The organism is Skermanella stibiiresistens SB22 (genome assembly GCF_000576635.1).
Lineage (GTDB): Bacteria > Pseudomonadota > Alphaproteobacteria > Azospirillales > Azospirillaceae > Skermanella > Skermanella stibiiresistens.
Genome location: NZ_AVFL01000019.1, coordinates 76,345 through 97,824, shown reverse-complemented (window position 1 = coordinate 97,824; position 21,480 = coordinate 76,345). Strand labels below are relative to the sequence as shown.

Genomic DNA, 21,480 nt, shown 5'->3' with positions numbered 1-21,480 from the left:
CCCTCGCGTCACGCGAACAGCAGGTTGAAGAGGAAGCCGACCGCCAGGATGCCAAGACCGACGACGCCGACGAACACGGCGATCAGCCTCACGCTCAGCACCTTGCGGAGGATAATCATCTCGGGCAGCGACAGGGCGATCACGCTCATCATGAAGGCCAGCACGGTGCCGAGGGCGGCGCCCTTGCCGATCAGCGCCTCCACCACCGGGATGATGCCGGCGGCGTTCGAGTACATCGGGATGCCGAGCGCCACGGCGGCGGGGACCGACCACCAGGCGTCCTTACCCATCACCCCGGCCAGCAGATCCGCCGGGACGTAGCCGTGGATGAAGGCGCCGACCGCGATGCCGGCGATGATCCACATCCAGACGCGCCCGACGATCTCGCGCACCGCGTCGATCCCGGCGCGGATGCGGTCCACCACTTTCAGGACCTCCACCGGCAAATCCACGGCGCCGGCGCGCAGCTCCCGCACCCAGGGTTCCAACCAGCCTTCCAGGCGCAGTCGGCCGATCACCCAGCCCGAGACGATGGCGACGCCGAGCCCGAAGCCGAGATATGTGGCCGCCACCGTCCAGCCGAACGTGGCGAGGAGCAGGCCCAGTGCCACCTCGTTGACCATCGGCGCCGCGATCAGGAACGAGAAGGTGACGCCGAGCGGCACACCGGCGGACACGAAGCCGAGGAAGAGCGGCACGGCCGAGCAGGAGCAGAACGGCGTCACGATGCCGAGCGTTGCCGCCGCCACGTTGCCCATCCCCTCCCGCCGCCCCGCCAGCAGGGCCCGCGTGCGTTCCGGCGAGAAGAAGCTGCGGACGATGCCCATGCCGAAGACGACGAGCGTCAGGAGCAGCATCACCTTGGGAGTGTCGTACAGGAAGAAGCGCACCGCCTCGTGGGCGTGGCTACCCGGGTCGAGCGGCAATTGGGCGACCGCCCAGTCCGAGACGGGGACGAGTTGACCATAGGCGAGCACCCAGACGACCAGGAAAGCCGCCGTGCCGGCGAGCCAGAGGGCGGTCCGCGTGGTGCGCTCGCCAGGGGATGCGGGAAGCTCGACCGTGGCCATGGAACCCTCCGTGTCAGGGTTCCGATCCTACGCCGGCGGGCGTCCGCCGGCATTGACGTCGATCAATGCCGAGTGGGGTCGACGGGGCTTGTTCGCGGCCGCGTGGGAACGATCAGGCGGCGCGGACCTTGGCGAGGAAGGCCTGGACGACGCCGCGGAGTTCGCCGGACGAGTCGGCCAGCTGGTTGGAGACCGACAGGACCTGTTGGGCGGATTTGCCGGTTTCGGCGGCGGCGGCGCTGACGCCGGAGATGTTGGCGGTTACCTCCTGGGTGCCGGCCGCGGCGTCCTGGACGGCGCGGGCGATTTCCAGGGTCGCGGTGTTTTGCTGCTCGACCGCCGCCGCGATGTTCGTCGCGGTGTCGTCGATCTGGGCGATGACACCGCCGATATCGCGGATCACCGTCGCGGTGTCGTTGGTGACGCGCTGCATGTCGGCGACTTGGCCAGCGATCTCCTCGGTCGCCTTGGCGGTCTGGTTGGCGAGGTTCTTGACCTCTCCCGCCACCACGGCGAAGCCCTTGCCGGCCTCGCCCGCGCGGGCCGCCTCGATCGTCGCGTTCAGCGCCAGAAGATTGGTCTGGCTGGCGATGTCCTGGATCAACTGCACGACGGCGCCGATCTTCTCGGCCGCCGCGGTGAGACCAAGCACCTGCCCGTTGGCGTCCTGGGCGGATGTCAGAGCCTGCCGGGCGATTTGGGCGGAACGGTTGACCTGCTCGCTGATCTCACGGATCGAGCCCGATAGCTCCTCGGTCGCGGCGGCGACGGTCTGGACGTTGGTGTTGGCGTTGTCCGACGCCGTCGCCACGGTCCCGGCCTGCTGGCTGGTCTGGGTCGCCGTGGCCGTCATCGCCTGTGCCGTGCCGCTCATGGTCCGGGCGGCGCCATCGACCCCTTCGACGACGTTCATCACGCTGGCTTCCAAATCATCCGCCAGTTGGAGCATCGAGGCCCGGCGTTCCGCTTCCGCCCGCGCCGTGTCGTCGGCGCGCTGGGCGATCATGCGCTTCAGGTCATCCAGCATCTTGCGCAGCGCCTCGGCCAGCGTGCCGATCTCGTCAGCTTGCCTGACATCCAGCGTCTGGTCGAAGTGGCCGGCGGCGATGCCTTCGGCGAAGCGGACGCTGGCGCGGATCGGACGGGCGATGCCGCGCGCCATCAGCCACATCAACCCGACGGCGGCCAGGGTGACGATCAAGCCGACCAGGACCTGCCAGATGGCCGAGTTGTTGGCCCGGTCGCTCAGGGCGTCGTTGAGGGCATGGGCGTCGGCCATCACCACGTCCTGGGGGACCTGGACCAGCACCGACCAAGGCTTGCCCGTGGCGCCCAACTGGATGGGGGCGAAAGTGCGCAGCATGCCAGTCTCGGACTGGACATCGACGCGCGCCTTGCCGCCTTGGACGAGCGAGAGATCCTGCGTCCAGGAGGTGTTGATGCTGGAGAGCGGCTTGCCGATCAGGTCGGGCCGGGCGCTGTGCGCCACGATCAGGCCCATGTTGCTGATGATGATCACTTCGCTACGCCCGTCGAACACGGCCTTGCTGACCTTGGTGGTCAATTGCTGGGCGAAGTCGAGGTTGAAGTCGGCGCCGGCGACACCCTGGAATTTGCCGTTCGCCATGATCGGGACGGACAGCGTGGCGAGGAAGACCGACTTGCCCTGAACGATGTAGGGCAGCGGGTCGAGCACGCTTTCCTTGCCGGTATCGTGCGGCCCGATGTACCAGCCGCCTTTCATTACGCCGTTGGGATGGCGCTCGCTGCTGTCATATTCGACCAGCGGCTGCATGGCGATCCTGCCGTCCTGGTCCCGGTTCCAATAGGGAATGAACCGGCCTGTGCCGTCGGTTCCGGTTTCCTTGCGGCCGCGGAACGCGTCGTCGGCGCCATCCAGCGCGTTGGGCTCCCACGCGGAATAGGTGCCGTTGAACTGCTTGTTGTTCTCCAGCACGTTGAACAGGATGCCGTTGAGGAACTGGCGCCGCTTGTCCACCGGAACATTACCGCCGTCGGCGGAGGAGACGACCGTCGCGAAGCCGTGCGCCATGGTGCGAGCCGCGTCGAGCGCCGCTTCGAATTCGGACCGGATCAGGCCCGCCTGGGTGGAGGCCAGGTTCTGCAGGGACTCCCGCGATTTCTGGTCAAGGATGCGCGAGACGTTGTCTTCGACGAAATCGTTGGTGGCGCCGCTGGAGGCGACACCGAAGACAACGAGCACCGCGACTGTTCCGGCGAGACACAGGCCTGATAAAGCCGCGATCTTCGCTTGAATGGACCTGATTTGCATGCGTCGCACTCTAGCTGGTATTTGTGAGGGAGTTTATTTTTGTTGAAATGAAATCTGGGCTCTAATGCTTTCTTGATTATTAATTTTAGGGTTATTCCTTAGAACAATAACTTTGGATCTATGCTGTATTACTTGGTGAGTCCTATTATTAAATTACGCACCGATGGCAATTTCGTGCAGCCCCACGTAACTTAATTATCTTCTGTTCAAGACACCATGGTAGGCGTCGGTTAGAAGCGCCCGGACATCCTCCAGGGTGACCGGCCTTGGATTGTGATAGCGGTTGCGCATGACGAGATTGGCGACACGGCCGATGTCGTCCTCCCGCATGCCGATGTCCTTTAGGGCCGTCTTGGCGCCGACCGCGACAGCCAGATCGAACAAGCCGGTGGGGGCGTCCGACACACCCAACGCCCTCGCCACCCGCGCCATGGCCTCGGGTGCCGCGTCCCGGTTGAAGCTGGCCGCGTGCGGCAGGACGATGGTGTGGGTTTCGGCGTGGGGCAGGTTCAGGGTGCCGCCCAGGGTGTGGCAAAGCTTGTGGTGGATCGCCATGCCGACCGTGCCCAGGACGGAACCGCCCAGCCAAGCGCCGTACAGCGCGTCGGACCGGGCGGCGATGTCGTCGGGGACGCGAACCACTTGCGGGAGGCTTGAGGCGAGGGCGCGGACGCCCTCCTCCGCCATCAGGGAGGTCATGGGATTGGCGGTGTCGGAATACAGCGCCTCGACGCAGTGGGCAATCGCGTTGATGCCGCTGGTTCCCGAGATGTCCGCGGGCAGGCGGAGTGTCAGCAGGGGGTCGTAAATGACGGCGCGTGGCAGGACGCGGGGGTCCCTGCCCGTCGTCTTCAATCCTCCCTCCGTCATGCCCCAGATCGGCGTCATCTCCGATCCGGCGTAGGTGGTCGGCACGGCGATGACCGGAAGACCCGTCTCCAGGGCGATCGCCTTGCCGAGCCCGACGGTCGAGCCGCCGCCGATCGCGACGCAGCCGTCGGCCCGCAGGTCCGCCACCCGGGCGAAGGCCGCCCGTGCCGTCTCCGCGGGAACATGCATCACGGCCCGATCGTGGACGCCGGCGGCGGCGTCTCCCAGCAGACGCGCCGCCTCCTCCGCCAATCCACGCTGGCCGGGCGTGGACAGGACCAGCACCCGGCGCAATCCCAGGCGCTCGGCTTCGGCGGGTAGGTGGGCGAGGCTGCCGGGGCCGAACACGACGCGGCCGGGCAGGGATTGGTGGATGAAGGGGGCGGTGGTCATGCCGGATCTCCGATCACGCTCTCAGGAACTCTTCCGCATCGCCAGGGCGGGGGTGGTGCCGCCGCCGAAACCAAGGTCGGCGTCGTCGAGGACGGGCTCGGGCTCGATCCAGTGCCCATCGAGGACGGCGGTCATCCGGTCTTGGTCCAGTTCGCCTTCCCATCGTGCCATCACCACCGTGGCGACACCATTTCCGATCATGTTGACCAGGGCCCGCGCCTCGCTCATGAAGCGGTCAATACCCAGGATCAACGCCATGCCGGCGACGGGAATGGTTGGCACGACCGACAGCGTGCCGACCAAGGCTATGAAGGATGCGCCGGTCACTCCGCTGGCCCCCTTGGAGGTCAGCATGGCGACCGCGAACAGCGCCAGCTGCTGCGTCAGTGTCAGATCGGTGTTGGTCGCCTGCGCCACGAACAGGGCCGCTAGGGTCATGTAGATGCTGGTGCCATCGGTGTTGAAGACGTAGCCGGTGGGGACCACCAGGCCGACGACCGGCTTCGAGCACCCCAGCCGCTCCAGCTTCGCCATCAGCGACGGCAGCGCCGAGTCCGATGACGACGTGCCGAGGACGATCAGGATCTCCTCTTTGATGTATGACAGGAACTTGAGGATGCTGAAGCCGGACAGCCGGGCGATGATCCCCAGCACGCCGAGAACGAAGACGATCGAGGTCAGGTAGAAGGTGCCGATCAGAAAGGCCAGCGGGCCGAGTGAGCCGACGCCGTATTTGCCGATGGTGAAGGCCATAGCGCCGAACGCGCCGACCGGGGCGAGCTTCATGATGAGGCCGATGGCGCCGAACACCAATTTACTGCCGCCGTCGATGATGTCGCGCACCGGCTTGCCAGCGTCGCCCAGCTTGGAGAGGACCACACCGAACAGGATGGAGACCAGCACGATCGGCAGGATATCGCCCCTGGCGAAGGCGTCCATCACCGTGTTGGGCACGACATTGAGCAGGAACTCGGTGATGGTCTGCTCGCTGGCCTTGCCGGCGTATTGGGCGACCGCCTTGGCGTCCAGCTTGGTCGGGTCGGCGTTGAACCCGGCGCCGGGCTTCAGCCAGTTGCCAACCAACAGACCAATGGCGAGCGCGATCGTCGAGACGACCTCGAAGTAGAGCAGCGCCTTGCCCCCTACCCTGCCGACCTTCTTCATGTCGCTCATCCCGGCGATGCCGGACACGACGGTGCAGAAGATGACGAGGCCGATCACCATCTTGATCAGCTTGATGAAGGCGTCGCCCAAGGGCTTCATGTCGATCGCGAGGTCCGGCTCGAAGTGCCCCAGCGCGATCCCCAACGTGATGCCGATCAATACCTGAACGTACAGAACCTTGTAAAACGGCTTGCCGCGCTGGGCGCGAATGGCGATCGCCATGGCGTTCCTCCTGTCGTTGTTTGGTTATGGGGGCGTTTGTCGTCGGCGGGTGTCTCTCAAACCGGCATCGCGAGCAGGATCACCGCCTCCCGATCGGTCAGGTTGGCGAGCCGCCGCTCCTCGTGGGGCGCGATCCGGCAGGAATCCCAGGGGTGGAGCGTCGCTTCCTCCCGACCGTTGGAGATGACGACCTCGCCCTCCAGGACGACGTACATCTTCTCCAGGGCGGAGGCGTCCAGCGTGGTGCCTCCGCCGGGCGCGATGCGGGACAATCCCAGCCACAGGCTGGTCGAGGGACCGGCCTCGCGTCCTTGCAGGCGGGCCATCCGCATCAGCGCGTGGCCGGGAGCCTCGTAGGCGGGGGCGTCGGCCAGTCGAACGATACGCATGGCCTCAGCCCTCCCGGCCGGGACGCAGGATCACGCGGTCGCGCGACGATCCCATCACGGCGCGATAGGCGTCGCCGGCGCGCTCCAGCGGATGGACGGCGCTGGCGAGGATCGGGAAGGGACGGAGCTGGCGGCTGGCGAAACCGGGAACCAGCTCGAGCAGCAGGTCCGCCGTCTCGATCGAGGACAGGGCCAGCGTGTCGATGCCGACATAGGTGTGACGGCCGCGATAGAAGCCGAAGATGTCGAATTCGACCGGCTTCAGGGTGGCGGCGATCAGGATCTGCCGGCCCAGCTTGGCGAGCGACTTGACCGCGTCGGCGTAATAGGGCTCGCCGACGGTGTTGAAGACGATGTCCGCGCCCTTGCCTCCGGTCGACTCCAGGACACGGGCCGCCACGTCGCCGGCCGAGCTGTCGACGAGATCGATCGGGGCGGCGGCGTGGCCGGCGTAGGGTTCCGGCCTGCGCGCCACGCCGATGACGCGGGCGCCGCGCCACGTGGCGATCTGGGCCGCCGCTTGGCCGACCTTGCCGTTGACGCCAAGGATCAGCACCGTCTCGCCCGGCTTGGGCATACCGGCGCGGCGGAAGCCCTCCAGCGCCGTGACGAAGGGAACGCCGATGCCGGCGGCCTCGTCGAGCGTGATGGCGGCCGGCTTTTCGACCACGGCGGCGGCCTCGACCACGAGATGGCTGGCGTGGGTTCCATCGCGCCGGATGCCGAGATCGCCGGAGGAACCGAAGACCTCCCGGCCGATCAGGTGGGCTGGGCCATCGATCACCACGCCGGCGAAGTCGCGGCCCGGCGTGCGGGGGAAGATCGCGTAGGGCATCAGGCCGGTGGCGGCCTTGGCGTCGGAAGGATTGACGGCCGCGGCCTTGATCTCGATCAGGACTTCGCCGGGTTCCTGGCCAGTTCCGGGGCCAGTCTCGGGGATGGAGAGGGTCAGGCGTCCGATCGCGGGGTCGATGCTGGCGGCGTCGGCCGCCTTTGCCTCGAGGCGGAGAGCCTTGGCCTCGACGGTGATCCGGGCGGATGCGATGGGACGGAATGCTGCGGTCATGGACGGTTCCTCCACGGCGAGGTTGGGCGCGCGAAATCCGAGGACGGGTGATTGGCATTTGGGATCAGGCCGATGATGTCGCGCGCCTCGGCCGGGCTGGCGATCTCGCCGCCCAGATCCTCGACGATGCGCCGGGCCTTTTCGACCAGGGCGGCGTTGGACGGAGCCAGCACGCCACGCGATAGGTAAACGGCGTCCTCCAGCCCGACCCGGACGTGGCCGCCGGCCAGATAGGACAAGGCGACGGTCGGAAACGAGGCCCTGCCGATGCCGACCGCCGTGAAGTGGGAATCCGGCGGCAGCAGGCCGCGGGCGTAGAGGATCGTCTCCATCGACGGCTGGAAGCCGTAGCGGACACCCATCACGAAGGAACAGAGGGGTGGCGCCGCGAGCGTGCCGTCCTTGATCAGGTCGGCCATCAGGGCGATGTCGCCGGAATCGAACAGTTCGATCTCGGGCCGAACCCCGGCTTCGGAGACGACCGATGCCATCCGCCGAACGGTGTCCGGCGTGTTGATCACCACCTCGCGGCCGGAGTTCATGGTGTTGAGGTCGAGCGTGCAGATCTCGGGCCGGAGGGCGGCTATGTGCGCCACCCGGAGTTCGGGCGCGATCAGCGTGGTGCCGGGAGCGGCGACCCTGGGCTCGTCCGGGGATGGCACGAAACGGCCGCCGGGTCCGGTGGTCAGGTTGATGATGACGTCGGGATCGGCCGCGCGGATACGGTCGACCGCCTCGCGGTAGAGCGGCAGCTCCATCGACGGACGGCCGGTCGCGGGTTCCCGTACGTGGAGGTGGACGATCGCCGCTCCCGCCTTGGCGGCGTCGAGCGCGGAGGCGGCGATCTGGCCCGGCGTGATCGGCAGATGGGGTGTCTGGTCCGGCGTCGTCAGGTTGCCGGTGATGGCGCAAGTGATGAAGACCTTTCGGCGGGGCGGGCGCATGGCGGGGATCCTTGGCGGTTCGATCAGAGGGCCCGGCCGCCATCGACTTGGATCGTATGACCCGTCGAGTAGCCCAGCAGGGTGGCGCAGGCCGTTATGGCGGCGGCGATGTCATCGGCGGAGCCGATCCGGTGAAGGGGAGTGGAAGCCGCGACCTTGTCGTTGAACCCGGCGCCGCGGCCCGGCACGAAACCGGTGTCGACGACGCCGGGCGCCACCGCCAGCACGCGGACCTCCGGCGCCATCACGCGCGCCAGCGCCTTGGTCATCACGTCGATGCCAGCCTTGGCGGCGCAGTAGGCGATCGAGGAGCCGACGCCGGTGAAGGCGGCGATCGAGGAGATCGAGACCACCAGTCCATCGCCCGACGCCTTGAGCAGGGGAGCCATGGTGCGGATCGTGGCGAACTGGCCGCGCCAGTTGACCGCGAACATTTGGTCGATCAACACGTCGTCCAACGCGTCCAGATCGGCGTGGGGCACCGGCTTGGTGAAGCCCGCCGCGTTGATCAGGATGTCGAGCCCGCCATGGCGTTCGATGATCGAGTCGCGCAGCCTGACGAGGGAGGCGGTGTCGGCTACATCGGCGGGAAACGCGGCATGGCCGGATCCCGGAAGTTCCGCGATCACGCCCGCGGCGGCTGTGGCGAAGTCCGGCCGGTCGAGATGGGTCACGACGATGCGGGCACCGGCTTCCGCCAGCATGCGGCTGGTGGCGGCGCCGATGCCGCCGGCCCCGCCGACGACCAGCGCCACCTTGCCGGATAGGGAAATGGGATAGGACATGTTGGGAACTCGCTTGTTCGAGGACAGCTCTTCGGGGTCGCCAAAGGATGGCGACGCGGGAATGCAATATTTGAAAGCGATTACTTGAATTTTTACTTGATGGGAGGCTTCGGTAGCTTGGAGTCACCCCGTTCCATTACGAAGGTGTGGTCGAGCGTGTACCAAATCGCCGAACCGTCATCGTGACGCTGGAAATCGCCGACCAAGTGCCGCGTGACGCCGAATACGACATCGGTGTCGAGGTGCTGGTCGTCGTCGACGAAGATCTGGGTGATCAGCGTCTTGTGGCCCGGCTTGAAGGCCAGGAAATGCAGATGCGCCGGCCGGAAGGGATGGCGGTTCTGGGCGCGCAGCAGGTCACCGGTCGGACCGTCGGTCGGCACGGGATAGCCGGCGGGACGGATCGAGCGGAAGTGGAAACACCCCTGCCTGTCCGTTGTGAACTTGCCCCGCAGGTTCATGTCCGCCTGGGTCGCGTCCTGGTTCTCGTAGAGGCCGACCGGCGAGGCTTGCCAGACATCGACCTCGACACCTTCCAGTGGTTGGCCCTCGGGGTCGATGATCCTGCCGGTGACGATGAGGGCTGGACCTTCCGTCCCGCAGCGGATGATCGAACCGCCGTTTTCGGTGTGGGGTGAGTTCTCGCGCCAGAAGGGACCGAGCAGCGCCGACGCCGTTTCCGTCGCTCCGCCGTCGCCATTATTGAGCAGGCAGACCAGCGTCGAGAAGCCGATCGCGTCGGAGAACAGGATGCCTTCGTTATGGGCGTCGTGGGTCGCCTGACCGATCCGGTTGAGGAAGTCGATGCCGATATCGTATTCCTCCTCGGTCAGGCGGACCTCGCGGGCGAAGGCGTGAAGGTGCTGGACGAGCGCCGCCATGATCTCGCGGAGCCGGAGGTTCCCTGTTTCCGCCATGGCGGCCAGCACCACGGCGGTGACCGATTTCTGGTCGGTGATGATCGACGAGGGCCGCTCCCGCGTCGGCAGGGTCGGTGTTTCCAGCACGCTCATGGCGTTTCCTTCCCAATCCAAATTGTCTTATGCAATCGATTTCCAAAGTATGTGCAATCGATTGCACGACGTCAACATATTTTTAACTAATGAAATTTCCGGTCTGGTATCACTGTGCCGCGCTAGGGTATGGGCGGATGGGGCCCCAAATTGGGTTGGGTGGATACCGGTGATTCATGAATGAGATGACGCGACAGCCAGCGACTCTCCAAGCGGTGGCCGACGCCGCTGGCGTCCACCGCTCCACGGCGTCGCGGGCGCTCAATCCGGACAAGGCGCATCTGATCGGCCCCGATGTGGTCGAGCGTGTCCAGGCCGCCGCGCGAAGGATCGGCTATCAGCGCGACGAACTGGCGGCGGGCCTGCGCACCAAACGGTCGCGCCTGATCGGCATCGTGGTTCCCGATCTGGCCAACCTCGTGTTCGCACCGATCGTCAGCGCGATCGAGACGGTGCTGGCGGCCAACGGCTACTCCGCCCTGATCGCCAACGCGGGTGGCGGCGTGGCGCGGCAGATCCAGATCATCGACCAGTTGATCGCCCACCGGGTCGAGGGTGTGATCCTCGCCACCGCCCAACGCGACGATCCCGTGGTGACCCGGTGCGCCGAGGCCGGGGTGCCGGCGGTGCTGGTCAACCGGGCCGAGGAGAAGGCGCGCGTCTCCACCGTCATCTCCAACGATATCTGCGGCATGCGTCTGGCGGTCGAGCATCTCGTGGCGCTGGGACACCGCCGCATCGGCCATATCGGGGGACCGAGCCACCTGTCCACCGGCGCGCTGCGGCTGGAGGGCTTCGGGAAGGCGATGGCGGAAGCAGGCTTGGACGCGGACGCCGTCGTGACCGCCGAGGCCTACACGCGAGACGCCGGACGGGCCGCCGCGATCGAGCTTCTGGATCGCCATGACCTGACGGCCGTGGCCACCGCCAACGACCTGCTGGCGCTGGGACTGTACCAGGAACTGCGGGCGCGGGGGCTCCGCTGCCCGGACGACATCTCGGTGGTGGGCCACAACGACATGCCGATGATCGACATGGTCGATCCGCCCTTGACCACGGTCCACATCCATCAGGCCGACATGGGCCGTCAGGCGGCTGAACTGCTGCTGGCGCGGATCGGCAAACCGGAGACGGATACCGTAACCCGCGTGATCGATTCCGAACTGGTGGTGCGGGGATCGACGGCACCCCCGCGAGGCTAAGCGGCGGGCCGGCGGATGGCCGTTAGGAAAAACCGCGCGCTCGAACAGATTTCCGCGTTGGACGGCGTTTCGGAACGGCGCCTATCGTCGTTGCAACGATCGGGGCTCCGCGGGGAACATCCAGCGCAAGATCCACTGCCAGGACCCGCGAAGACAACGACCCCGATCCCGCTGACATTGAACATGTCCTGAACGCGAAATCCGCCCACCCGGCGCGGAAACGAACCGTCACACGGTTCGTCCGCGAGGGGGGTCCTTGAACAGGGATAGGACGATGATGAAACCGCTCTCGCTCTCCTCCACAGCTTTTGGCGCGACGCTCTTGGTCACCGGCGCGATCCAGGGTGCCAACGCCACCGACATCACAGTGATGGGCTATCGCGGCGCCTTCCAGGACAATTACGTCAAGGCCGTGATCGAGCCGTTCCAGGCGGCGCACCCGGACATCAAGGTGACCTTCTACGGCGTCCAGAACGCCGCCACCTCGCTGGGCCTGATGCGGGCGCAGAAGGACGCTCCCCAGACCGACGCGGTGATCTATGACCTCTCCGTCGCCAAAATCGCGCGGGACGAGGGGCTGGTGCGGGAGATCGACCTGTCCCGCATCCCGAACTACGCCTCGCTGAGCGATGTGGGCAAGGAGCTGGGCGGCTTCGCGCCGCCGCTGACCTACGACACCTACCTGATGCTCTACAACAAGGCGGCCTTCCCGGTGCCGCCGACCAGCTGGACCGCGCTGTGGGACAAGAGCCAAGCCGGCAAGATCATCATCCCGGCGCAGGGCGGCGGCGATATCCAGGCGATCGCCTTGACCGTGATCGCCAATCGGCTGGGCGGCGAGGACGATTACACCAAGACGATCGAGCCTGGCGTCGACAAGCTGGTGGAGATGGCGCCGCTGGTCCAGACCTGGGAGCCCAAGCCCGACGCCTACACCCTGGTCGCCAACGGCACCGCCAACCTCGCGGTCGGCTACAACGCGCGCGGCCAATACTTCGTCGACCAGTCCGAGGGCCGGCTTCAGACGGTCGCCCCGGCGGAGGGCACCGTCACCCAGGTCAACGTGATCTCGGCGGTCGCCAATTCGAAGAAGCAGGAGGCGGTAGACACCTTCATCGACTACGCGCTGGGGGCCGAGGCCCAGGCGAACTTCGCCGAGGCCATGTACTACGCGCCGACCAACACCAAGGCCGAGGTCGCCGACGCGGTGCGCGGACGCATCCCGCTGATGGATCCCGAGCGCAGGGCCAGCCAGATCCCGGTGGACTGGATGCGGATGGGCGAGATCCGCGACGACATGCTGAAGCCTTGGCGCCGCCAGATCATCCCGGCCGGACGCTGAACCGCCATGACCCTCGCTCAAAGAACCCTCGATCCCCGCCCGGCCCACTCGGCACCGGCGGCCCGCCCGGAACGCGGCCACCTTCGGCTGGAAGGCGTCACCAAACGCTTCGCCGGCGACGTCAACGCCGTGTCCGACGTCAACCTGGACCTGGAGCGCGGCAAGCTGCTCGGCCTGCTGGGGCCGTCCGGCTGCGGCAAGACCACGACGCTGCGGATGATCGCCGGGCTGCTGCCGATCACCTCGGGACGCATCCTGGTCGATGACGACGACATCTCGCTGAGGCCGCCGCACCAGCGCGACTTCGGCCTCGTCTTCCAGAACTACGCCCTGTTCCCACACATGACGGTGGCCGAGAACGTCGCCTTCGGCCTGGACATGCGGCGGGTGCCGAAGGCCGAGGCGCGCCGCCGGGTCGCCGAGGCTCTGGAACTGGTCCGCCTGCCCGGCTATGGCGAGCGCAAGCCGCGCGAGATGTCGGGCGGCCAGCAGCAGCGGGTGGCGCTGGCGCGGGCGCTGGTGATCAACCCCCGGATCCTGCTGCTCGACGAGCCGCTGTCCAACCTGGACGCCAAGCTGCGCGACGAGATGCGCCGCGAGATCCGCGAGATCCAGCAGCGGCTGGGCATCACGACGGTCTTCGTCACCCACGACCAAGTCGAGGCGCTGACCATGTGCGACGTGGTCGGCGTGATGTCGGGCGGCCGGCTGGCGCAGATCGGCACGCCGGAGGACATCTACGAGCGGCCAGCCTCGCTGTTCGTCGCCGATTTCGTGGGACGGACCAACATCCTGGACTGCGAGGTCCTGAACGGCCACCGCGTTCGGCTGGGAGACGGCGTCTATTCCTGCGCCGCCACCACCATCCGGCCCGGCAAGGCCAAGGTCGCGATCCGGCCGCATCGGATCAACCTGACGCCGCACCGCGACCGGGCGCTGCTCAGCACATCCACCAACAGCGCCGAGGGGCGGGTCCTGCGGACGACCTATGTCGGCGACATCGTCCAGTACGACATCGACATCGGCGGCCCGACGCTCCAGGTCGAGACGCCGACCCATGGCCGGGGGCTCGCCGTCGCGGTCGGCGACAAGCTGCTGTGCGAGTGGCGGCCTGACGACATGCTCGTGTTCGAGAGGTGATCCATGGCCGTCTCGGAAACCTCCCTCCCCCTGGCGGACGCTCCCACCGCGACGGCGCGCGCCAAGGTCTTCCCGGTCGTGCCGGTGGCGCTGCTGGCGCCGATGATGCTGGTCAACCTGATCGCCTTCATCCTGCCGGTGGCGCAGCTGGTCCGCATCTCCTTCCTGGAGGGCAGCGGCGGCGTCCTGACCGACACGACCACGATCGGCAACTACGTCGACTTCCTGACCGACGCCTATTACCTGTCGATGATCTGGAACTCGGTGCTGCTGGCCTTCGTCGTGACGGTGCTGACGCTGCTGTGCGCCTATCCGATCGCGATGTTCCTGCACACGGTGTCGCCGCGCTGGCGCAACCTGCTGTTCGTCATGACGATCTCGCCCCTGCTGGTCAGCAGCGTGGTCCGGACCTATGGCTGGATGGTACTGCTGGGCGACCAGGGACTGGTCAACAACATGCTGGTCGGCATGGGGCTGATCGCGTCGCCGCTGCGGCTGGTCAACAACACGTTGGGCGTGGTGATCGGTCTGGTCGAGATCCTGATGCCCTACATGGCGCTGTCGCTGATCGCGGGTTTCGGCCGGCTGGATGCCAGCCTCAGCGAGGCGGCGGCGTCGCTGGGCGCCGGCAGGCTCAGCCGCTTCCGCCGGGTGACGCTGCCGCTGACCCTGCCGGGCGTGGCGCTGGGCTGCCTGCTGTGCTTCGTGCTGTCGATCAGCTCGTTCATCACGCCGAAGCTGCTGGGCGGCGGACGGGTCTTCCTGCTGGCGACGGAGATCTACGATCAGGCGGTGATCCAGCTGGAGTGGCCCCTGGCGGCGACCATCTCGGTCGCGGTGCTGGTGCTGTTCGGCTTCGCGCTCGCCGTCTACTCGAACGTGGTCCGCCGGTTCGACTGACCCCCGCTTCACCGTAGAGGAGAATTCGTCATGGTAGGCTCGACGACGGTTGGGTTCAGGGTCCTCGTCACCGGACTGTACCTGTTCCTGCTCGCTCCGATCCTCATCGTCGTGCCGCTGTCGTTCAGCGACGACAACATCCTGACCTTTCCGCCGACCTCGTGGGGTGTGCGCTGGTACGCCCAGATGTTCGAGCATCAGGCGCTGGTCAACGCCTTCCAGGTCAGCCTGTCGCTGGCGGCCATCGTCACCGTGCTGTCGCTGGCGGCGGGCATTCCGGCGGCCTACGCGCTGCACCGCTTCCGCTTCCGGGGTCGGGACGCGCTGATGAACCTGTTCACGGCGCCGCTGCTGCTGCCGTCGATCGTGCTGGGGCTGTCGATCCTGCTGGTCTTCGTCAAGCTCCAGCTGTTGGCGACCTTCGTCGGGCTGGTGGTGGCCCATCTGATCGTGACGACCCCCTATGTCGTCCGCATCATGTCCACGGCCCTGACCACCCTGCCCCCCTCGGTCGAGGAGGCCGCCACCATGCTGGGCGCCTCGCCCTTGGTGGTGTTCCGCCGGGTCACCCTGCCGCTGATGATGCCGGGCCTGGTCGCCAGCGCCGCGCTGTCCTTCCTGCTGTCGTTCGACGAGGTGGTGATCTCGCTGTTCATCACCGGCCCTCATATCACCACCCTGCCAGTCGAGATCTTCAACTACGTCGAATCGCGGACCGATCCGCTGATCGCCGCCGTGTCAGTCGTGCTGGTCGCCGCCACCCTGCTGGTCGTGCTGCTGGTCGAACGCTCGCTCGGCCTGTCCAAGGCGATGGGCAAGTGAACCGCCCCTTCCGATACTTTCCGAGAGAAGACAACCCATGAAAAACGTCGCCCTGTGGATGTCGCAGCCGCACTACGGCTATCTTGAGATGACCCGGCTGGCGGGCTTCCGGACCCTGGTGATCGAGCTGGAGCACGGCACCTTCGACCTCGGCACGCTCGACCAGTTCGTCGCCTTCGCCAAGGCCAGCGGGCTGTCGGTGCTGGCGAAGGTGATCGCCCCCACCATGGAGTCGATCCAGCAGGCGCTGGACTTCGGAGCGGACGGCGTCATCGTCCCGCACATCCGCGACGCCGAACACGCCCGCGAGGTCACCGCCGCCGCCAAATACCCGCCGCTGGGAACCCGCAGCTACGCCGGCGGCCGGATCTATGGCTACACCCGCCCGGCGAGCGACGCCTTCGACACCGAGAACCGGCGGACCCGGTGCTACGCCATGATCGAGACGGCGGAGAGCCTGGAGGACATCGAGCGGATCGTGGCGCTGGACACCGTGGACGGCCTGTTCCCCGGCCCGTCCGACCTGGCGCTGGCGCGTGGCCGCGGCGCCTACGCCTTCACCGACGCCGACCGGACCGACCTGCGGCGCGTCACCGCCGCCGCGCGGAACGCGGGCAAGCCCTGGATCATGCCGGCCTGGACACCGGCCGAACGGGTCTTCGCCCAGGAGGAGGGCGCCGCCCTGATGGTGGTCGCGACCCAGAACATGACGATCCGCCAGGGCATCGTCTCGACCGTCGAGGCGCTTCGGAAAGAGGCGGTCATCGCCTGAGCCTGGTTCTCAAAATCTTCCGAATTCGAAACAAGCAGGAAACAACCGCCGTGAAGATCACGCTGATCCAGACCAACCCACAGACCGACCGCGCCGCCAACCTGCGCGGCGCCGTCGACCTGATGACCAAGGCGATCGAGAGCGACCGCCCCGACCTGATCGTCCTGCCGGAGTATTTCGAGTATTACGGCGGCTCGCTGGCCGACAAACTGGCGGCGGCCGAGCCCGCTCCCGGCGGTGCCGCCTATGAGACCATGAAGGGTTTCGCCGAGCGGCACGGCGTGTTCGTCCACGCCGGCAGCATGATGGAGCGCATCCCCGGCGAGGACCGGATTTACAACACCACCGTGGTGTTCGACCGGCGTGGCCGCGAGGTCGCCCGCTACCGCAAGATCCACATGTTCGACATCGTGGCGCCGGACGGCACGGCCTACAAGGAGTCCGCGACGGTCAAGCCGGGCGAGGACATCGTGTTCTACGAGGTCGACGGCTTCAAGGTCGGCTGCGCGATATGCTACGACATCCGCTTCGCCGAGCTGTTCCTGGAACTGGCCAAGGGCGGCGCCGACGTCATCGTGCTGCCCGCCGCCTTCACGCTCCAGACCGGCAAGGATCACTGGGAGGTGCTGTCGCGCGCCCGCGCGATCGAGACGCAGACCTATTTCGCCGCGTGCGGCCAGTGGGGCGCCCACATCTCCAGCGGCGAGAAGCGGTTCACCTATGGCCACTCGCTGGTCTGCGACCCGTGGGGCCACGTGGTCGGTCGCGCCTCGGACGGCGTCGGTCACGTCACCTCCCATATCGACCGGACCCAGATCGAGCGCGTCCGCGCGGCGATCCCGATGAAGGCCCACCGCCGTCTGGCTTGTGTCTGAGGAACCCCATGTACACGATCAACGACATGCCGGAACAGCTTCCGGCCGAGGACCTAGCCCTGCTCGCCGAGGTGGAGACCGCGACGGTCGGCCACTGGCGCCTGTTCGGCTTCATGGATTACGGCATCAAGCCGCTGCTGCGCGGCAAGCGGATCGTCGGCACGGCGGTGACGCTGGCGATTCCGGGAGCCGATTCCACCCTGCTGCACCACGCGGCGGGCCTGCTGCGGCCCGGCGACGTGCTGGTGGTCGACAGGCTGGGCGACGACCGCCACGCCTGCTGGGGCGGCGGCGTCACGATCGCGGCGAAGGCGGCGGGAGCGGTCGCGGGCATCGTCGATGGCCCCTGCACCGATCTGGCCGAAATCGAGGACTCCGACTTCCCGATGTGGGCGCGGGGCGTCTCGCCGATCACGACCCGGCTCTACGACATCGGCGGCGGGCTGAACATCGCGATCTCGTGCGGCGGCGTGCCGGTGATGCCGGGCGACGCGGTGCTGGCCGACGAGAGCGGCGTGCTGGTGTTGCCGCGCGCCGAGGTCCGCGCCGTGGCGACGGAGGCGCTGCGGCGGCAATCGAGCGGCCGCGAGCGCGAGGCGACGGTGCGGCACGGCGCCAAGCTGGGCGAGCTGACGGGGGCCAGCGCCAAAGTGCTCGCGCGAATGGCACCCTGATGACGGCGCACCGCCACCGTCGCGCTTCTCGACGGTGGCGGCAACCATATCACGAAGGATCCACGCGAAGGATCCGGTCGTCCCTCAGCCTAGCGACCCGAGGAAGTTCGAAAGGATGAGGTTCACCTCCGCCGGTCGTTCGAGCGTCGCGGTATGCCCACAGCCGTCGAGAACGTGGAGACCGCACCCGATGCGCTCCGCCATGACGGCGCTTTCCGAAGCCGGGCGGGACCGGTCCTGGCGTCCGGCGACGATGATCGTCGGAGCCCGAACAGTGTCCAGGACGTCCAGGGCATCCTCGCGGCCGAATATCAGGCGACCGAGAGGCGCTATCGTCCCGCGCAGGCGCGCCGCGTCGAACCGGGTGATCTGGTCGCGCAGGAGGATCGGCAAGTCGGGAGACCGGGTCTCGACGCCGGCCGCGAAGAAGAGCGGGATGATTTGCGCCATGATCGCGTCGTTCACCCGTCCCTCGCGTTCCACCGCGTCGAGCATGCCGAAATAGGTGCGGCGGCTCACTTCCGGTTCCGCGCCAAGATAGCTGTTGAGCAGGGCGAGGCCGGTAACCCGCTCCGGTGCGGAGGCTGCGAGGTGTGCGCCCCACATGCCGCCCATAGACGAACCGACCACCGCGAAACGCTCGATGTCGAGGCGGTCCATCAGGGCGAGCATTTGCGCCGCGAGATCGGCATGCCGGTGGGTGTCCGCCGGCAGGGGCCCGGAGTCGCCATGACCCCACATCTCGGGCACGATGAGGCGGTATCGGGACCGCAGGGCCTCGATCTGGGGTCGCCACATCCGCCAGTCCCAGAGGTAACCGTGGGCGAGGAGCACCGCCGGGCCCTGGCCGCACTCGACCATGGAGAGCGTACCGCCGGCGATCTCGAGAACGTGGCGGGTGGGCGTGTCGCTTTGTGTCGTCATAGTCTTCTCCATGAGATGGCTGGCCGGAGCGTCGGCCTACAGGCCGTGCCTTGCGCGGAGCCGCGCCGCCGCCTGCTCGCCGATGATCGCGCACGGCGCCTGGGTATTGCCGGTGGTCACGCGCGGCATGATGGAACCGTCCGCGACCCGAATTCCTTCGACGCCATGGACGGAGAGCGAAGAGTCGACGACCGACATGTCGTCGCGCCCCATCTTCGCCGTGCCGCATTGATGCCAGTAGGTGACGGCCGAATCGCGGATGAAGGCATCCTCCCCAGCGGCATCCAGGACGCCCGGAATGGCTTCGCGCGTGACGTGGGGCTTGAACGCCTCGGCGTTTCCGAGAGCGCGGCACAGCCTGACGCAAGCCCGGGCCGCTTCCAGATCGGCGGGGTCGGACAACATGTTGGCGTCGATGACCGGCGGCTTGGCGGGATCGGCGTCGCGCAGCCGGAGGCGACCGCGGCTCTTCGGCTGTGCCAGCCCCGCGAACATCGTCCAGCCATGTTCGGGCACGCCGAGTGCCGCGGTGCGGTCACTCGGCACCGGAAACTCGACCTGGCAGAACAGCAGGTCGGGAGACTCGAGTTCGGGTCGGCTCTTCCAATAGAGCGTCGCTTCGCTGCCGCTGTTGCGGGGCGCGATCGGTTCCTTGCATTCCCAGGTGCAGCCGAAGGAGACATGGTCCTGCATGTTCCGCCCCACTCCGGGCAGATGCTGGAGGACCGGGATTGAATGCCGCTCCAGTTCGGCCCGGTCGCCGATGCCCGACAGCATGAGCAGCTTGGGCGTGTTGATGGCACCCGCGGACAGGATGATCTCGCAGCGCGCGCCGATGGTAAGGACGCGTCCGTCCTTCTCGACCTCGACGGCTCGTGCCCGGCGGCCGTCGAACAGCACGCGCCGCACCTGGGCGCCGGTCAGGATGGTCAGATTGGAACGATCGGACCAGGGATGGACATAGGCCCGGTACAGCGAATGGCGCTGGCCGTCGCGGACCAGCATGTCGGTCAGGGCGGCACCACCCGGCCCCTCCATCATGGCGCCGTTCGGGCTCTCGAACGTCGGGATGCCCAGTTCGCGCGCGGCACCCAGCATCGCGTGCGCGAGCGGGTGGGGGTCATGGGCCGGCTGAACCCAGACAGGGCCATCGGTGCCGCGGAAGCGCGGGTCCGGGGTCCCCCGCCAGTTTTCGATACGCCGATATATCTCCAGAACGGATTGATAACCCCATGCGGCGTCGCCGGCCTCGGACGCGAAGAAATCCCAGTCGTCGCGATGGCCCCGCGCCCACACCATCACGTTCACGCTCGAGCCGCCTCCCAGGCCCTTGCCCATCGACATGGATAAGGCGCGGCCATGGAGATGCGGGTTGGGCTCGGCTTGAAAGCCCCAGTCGCGCTCGCTTCCAAGATTGGTCGGCCACTGGGCGGGATCGAGCACGGAGGCGGCCTCATCGCTTCCGCCAGCCTCGATCAGGAGGACCCGCGCGTCGGGATTCTCGGCGAGACGGCGGGCGATGACCGAACCCGACGCACCTGCGCCGCAGACGATGAAATCATGGACGGTATCCGGTTCGGCGGCGAACCGCCGCCGCTGTTCCCGCGCTTGATGGGTGTGGTCCGTATCCTGGCTGGCAAGGTGATGGCTAGGCATCGTTTCTTCCTTTTCCGGGGATGCTGGTTGGGAGCGGGCCTTAGGATCAGCGCGTCTCGCGCGGGCTTTCCTTGGCCGCTTGGTCGATAACGTCGGCGACGACCTTGGGCTGGGTCATGAAGACCGCGTGGCTGGCCGGCACCTCGGTGACCTCGGCGCCGATGCGGTCCGCCATGTGGCGCAGCATGCGAAGATCGAACGCCTTGTCGTCGGTCGCGATCACGGCCCAGCTCGGCTTGGAACGCCATGCGGCCTGGGTCAGTTTGGTCCCGAAGGCCGACAGGTTGATCGGGACCTGCGAGTCGCGCATGAAGGCCGCGTCCGCGTCACTCGCGTCGGCGGCGAAGCCGATCTTGAAATTCTCCGCCTTCACGAAGCCGAAGCCGTCGTCCCGCGTGTCGATGACGAATTCGGCGGGCGTGACGAAGCCTTCATATTGCTGGGCCGTCGTCTCGCCCGCGTCGGGCGAGAGGGCGGAGACATAGACGAGACCGGCGACCTTCGGGTCGACGCCGGCTTCGGTGATGACCGTGCCGCCCCAGCTGTGGCCGACGAGGATCGCCGGACCATCCTGCCTGGCCAGGGCGCGCTTCGTCGCGGCGACGTCGTCGGCGAGCGAGGTGAGCGGGTTCTGGACGATGGTCACGCGATAGCCCCGCCGCGTCAGCTCGTCATGGACGCCGCGCCAGCCGGACCCGTCGGCGAAGGCGCCATGGACCAGCACGACGTTGCGAACCGTCCGCTCCCCGATACCATGGGCGCCAAGGTCGACTTGTTGAGACTGGGCGGCGAATGGCGAGGTGGCCAGAACGGCGGTGAGGGCGGCGATGCGAAGACTGTTCATCATGGGAGACTTCCTTTCGAAAAGGACGGACAACTCAGGCGGCCGGGGTCAGGCGAACATCCAGGCCGCCGCGGCCACGGTGCGATTGAGGTCGCTCATGATCCACCATATATATCTCGA

General features: G+C 67.2%; 20 protein-coding genes. 8 read left to right on the top strand and 12 right to left on the bottom strand.

Annotated elements, in window-relative coordinates; translation table 11 throughout:
- Positions 1-8: 8 nt before the first annotated feature.
- From N825_RS22940 to N825_RS22900, 9 genes are all read right to left on the bottom strand, one after another.
- The gene (locus tag N825_RS22940; RefSeq protein WP_037457443.1) at positions 9-1,070 is read right to left on the bottom strand and encodes a permease; all 1,062 of its coding nucleotides are present in this window, start codon (positions 1,068-1,070) and stop codon (positions 9-11) included.
- 112 nt (positions 1,071-1,182) lie between these two features.
- Entirely contained in the window at positions 1,183-3,294 is a 2,112-nt protein-coding gene (locus tag N825_RS22935; RefSeq protein ID WP_342666041.1) for a methyl-accepting chemotaxis protein, read from the bottom strand.
- Between the two features lie 264 nt (positions 3,295-3,558).
- The gene (locus N825_RS22930) at positions 3,559-4,626 is read right to left on the bottom strand and encodes a maleylacetate reductase (protein WP_037457438.1); all 1,068 of its coding nucleotides are present in this window, start codon (positions 4,624-4,626) and stop codon (positions 3,559-3,561) included.
- 21 nt (positions 4,627-4,647) lie between these two features.
- Positions 4,648-6,012, bottom strand: coding sequence for a dicarboxylate/amino acid:cation symporter (locus N825_RS22925; RefSeq protein WP_051512791.1), 1,365 nt, complete (start codon positions 6,010-6,012; stop codon positions 4,648-4,650).
- Positions 6,013-6,068: 56 nt separating this feature from the next.
- The gene (locus N825_RS22920) at positions 6,069-6,401 is read right to left on the bottom strand and encodes a cupin domain-containing protein (RefSeq protein ID WP_037457436.1); all 333 of its coding nucleotides are present in this window, start codon (positions 6,399-6,401) and stop codon (positions 6,069-6,071) included.
- Between the two features lie 4 nt (positions 6,402-6,405).
- Positions 6,406-7,467: a quinone oxidoreductase family protein gene (locus N825_RS22915; protein ID WP_037457435.1), complete on the bottom strand. Its 1,062-nt coding sequence runs from the start codon at positions 7,465-7,467 to the stop codon at positions 6,406-6,408.
- Positions 7,464-8,411: a beta-keto acid cleavage family enzyme gene (locus N825_RS22910; protein WP_051512790.1), complete on the bottom strand. Its 948-nt coding sequence runs from the start codon at positions 8,409-8,411 to the stop codon at positions 7,464-7,466. The genes N825_RS22915 and N825_RS22910 overlap by 4 nt, the downstream gene beginning before the upstream one ends.
- Before the next feature lie 23 nt (positions 8,412-8,434).
- Entirely contained in the window at positions 8,435-9,196 is a 762-nt protein-coding gene (locus N825_RS22905) for an SDR family NAD(P)-dependent oxidoreductase (protein WP_037457434.1), read from the bottom strand.
- Between the two features lie 92 nt (positions 9,197-9,288).
- Entirely contained in the window at positions 9,289-10,209 is a 921-nt protein-coding gene (locus N825_RS22900) for a dioxygenase family protein (protein WP_051512789.1), read from the bottom strand.
- A gap of 176 nt (positions 10,210-10,385) precedes the next feature.
- On the opposite strand from N825_RS22900, the gene N825_RS22895 reads away from it, so the two are divergent.
- The 8 genes from N825_RS22895 to N825_RS22860 all read left to right on the top strand — a co-directional run bounded on the left by N825_RS22895 (position 10,386) and on the right by N825_RS22860 (position 17,936).
- A complete protein-coding gene (locus N825_RS22895) occupies positions 10,386-11,411 on the top strand; it encodes a LacI family DNA-binding transcriptional regulator (protein WP_037457432.1) in 1,026 nt (341 codons plus the stop codon).
- Between the two features lie 274 nt (positions 11,412-11,685).
- Positions 11,686-12,753 (top strand): extracellular solute-binding protein, encoded by a 1,068-nt coding sequence (locus N825_RS22890; RefSeq protein ID WP_084164991.1) that lies wholly within the window; start codon positions 11,686-11,688, stop codon positions 12,751-12,753.
- A 6-nt stretch (positions 12,754-12,759) separates the two neighbouring features.
- Complete coding sequence (locus tag N825_RS22885) at positions 12,760-13,893, top strand: ABC transporter ATP-binding protein (RefSeq protein ID WP_084164990.1); 1,134 nt, start codon at positions 12,760-12,762, stop codon at positions 13,891-13,893.
- A gap of 3 nt (positions 13,894-13,896) precedes the next feature.
- Entirely contained in the window at positions 13,897-14,793 is an 897-nt protein-coding gene (locus N825_RS22880) for an ABC transporter permease (RefSeq protein WP_037457430.1), read from the top strand.
- 30 nt (positions 14,794-14,823) lie between these two features.
- Entirely contained in the window at positions 14,824-15,615 is a 792-nt protein-coding gene (locus tag N825_RS22875; RefSeq protein WP_037457428.1) for an ABC transporter permease, read from the top strand.
- Positions 15,616-15,652: 37 nt separating this feature from the next.
- Positions 15,653-16,387: an HpcH/HpaI aldolase family protein gene (locus N825_RS22870; protein WP_037457426.1), complete on the top strand. Its 735-nt coding sequence runs from the start codon at positions 15,653-15,655 to the stop codon at positions 16,385-16,387.
- A gap of 50 nt (positions 16,388-16,437) precedes the next feature.
- A complete protein-coding gene (locus tag N825_RS22865) occupies positions 16,438-17,262 on the top strand; it encodes a carbon-nitrogen hydrolase family protein (RefSeq protein ID WP_037457425.1) in 825 nt (274 codons plus the stop codon).
- A gap of 8 nt (positions 17,263-17,270) precedes the next feature.
- On the top strand, positions 17,271-17,936 hold the full coding sequence (locus tag N825_RS22860) for an RraA family protein (RefSeq protein WP_037457423.1): 666 nt from the start codon (positions 17,271-17,273) through the stop codon (positions 17,934-17,936).
- 84 nt (positions 17,937-18,020) lie between these two features.
- Here the strand turns inward: N825_RS22860 and N825_RS22855 are convergent, their stop codons facing one another.
- The 3 genes from N825_RS22855 to N825_RS22845 are packed head-to-tail and all read right to left on the bottom strand — an operon-like array spanning position 18,021 to position 21,363.
- Positions 18,021-18,860, bottom strand: coding sequence for an alpha/beta fold hydrolase (locus N825_RS22855; protein ID WP_063833912.1), 840 nt, complete (start codon positions 18,858-18,860; stop codon positions 18,021-18,023).
- Positions 18,861-18,896: 36 nt separating this feature from the next.
- Positions 18,897-20,516 (bottom strand): GMC family oxidoreductase, encoded by a 1,620-nt coding sequence (locus N825_RS22850; RefSeq protein WP_084164989.1) that lies wholly within the window; start codon positions 20,514-20,516, stop codon positions 18,897-18,899.
- A gap of 46 nt (positions 20,517-20,562) precedes the next feature.
- A complete protein-coding gene (locus N825_RS22845) occupies positions 20,563-21,363 on the bottom strand; it encodes an alpha/beta fold hydrolase (protein WP_037457421.1) in 801 nt (266 codons plus the stop codon).
- Between the last annotated feature and the right edge of the window lie 117 nt (positions 21,364-21,480).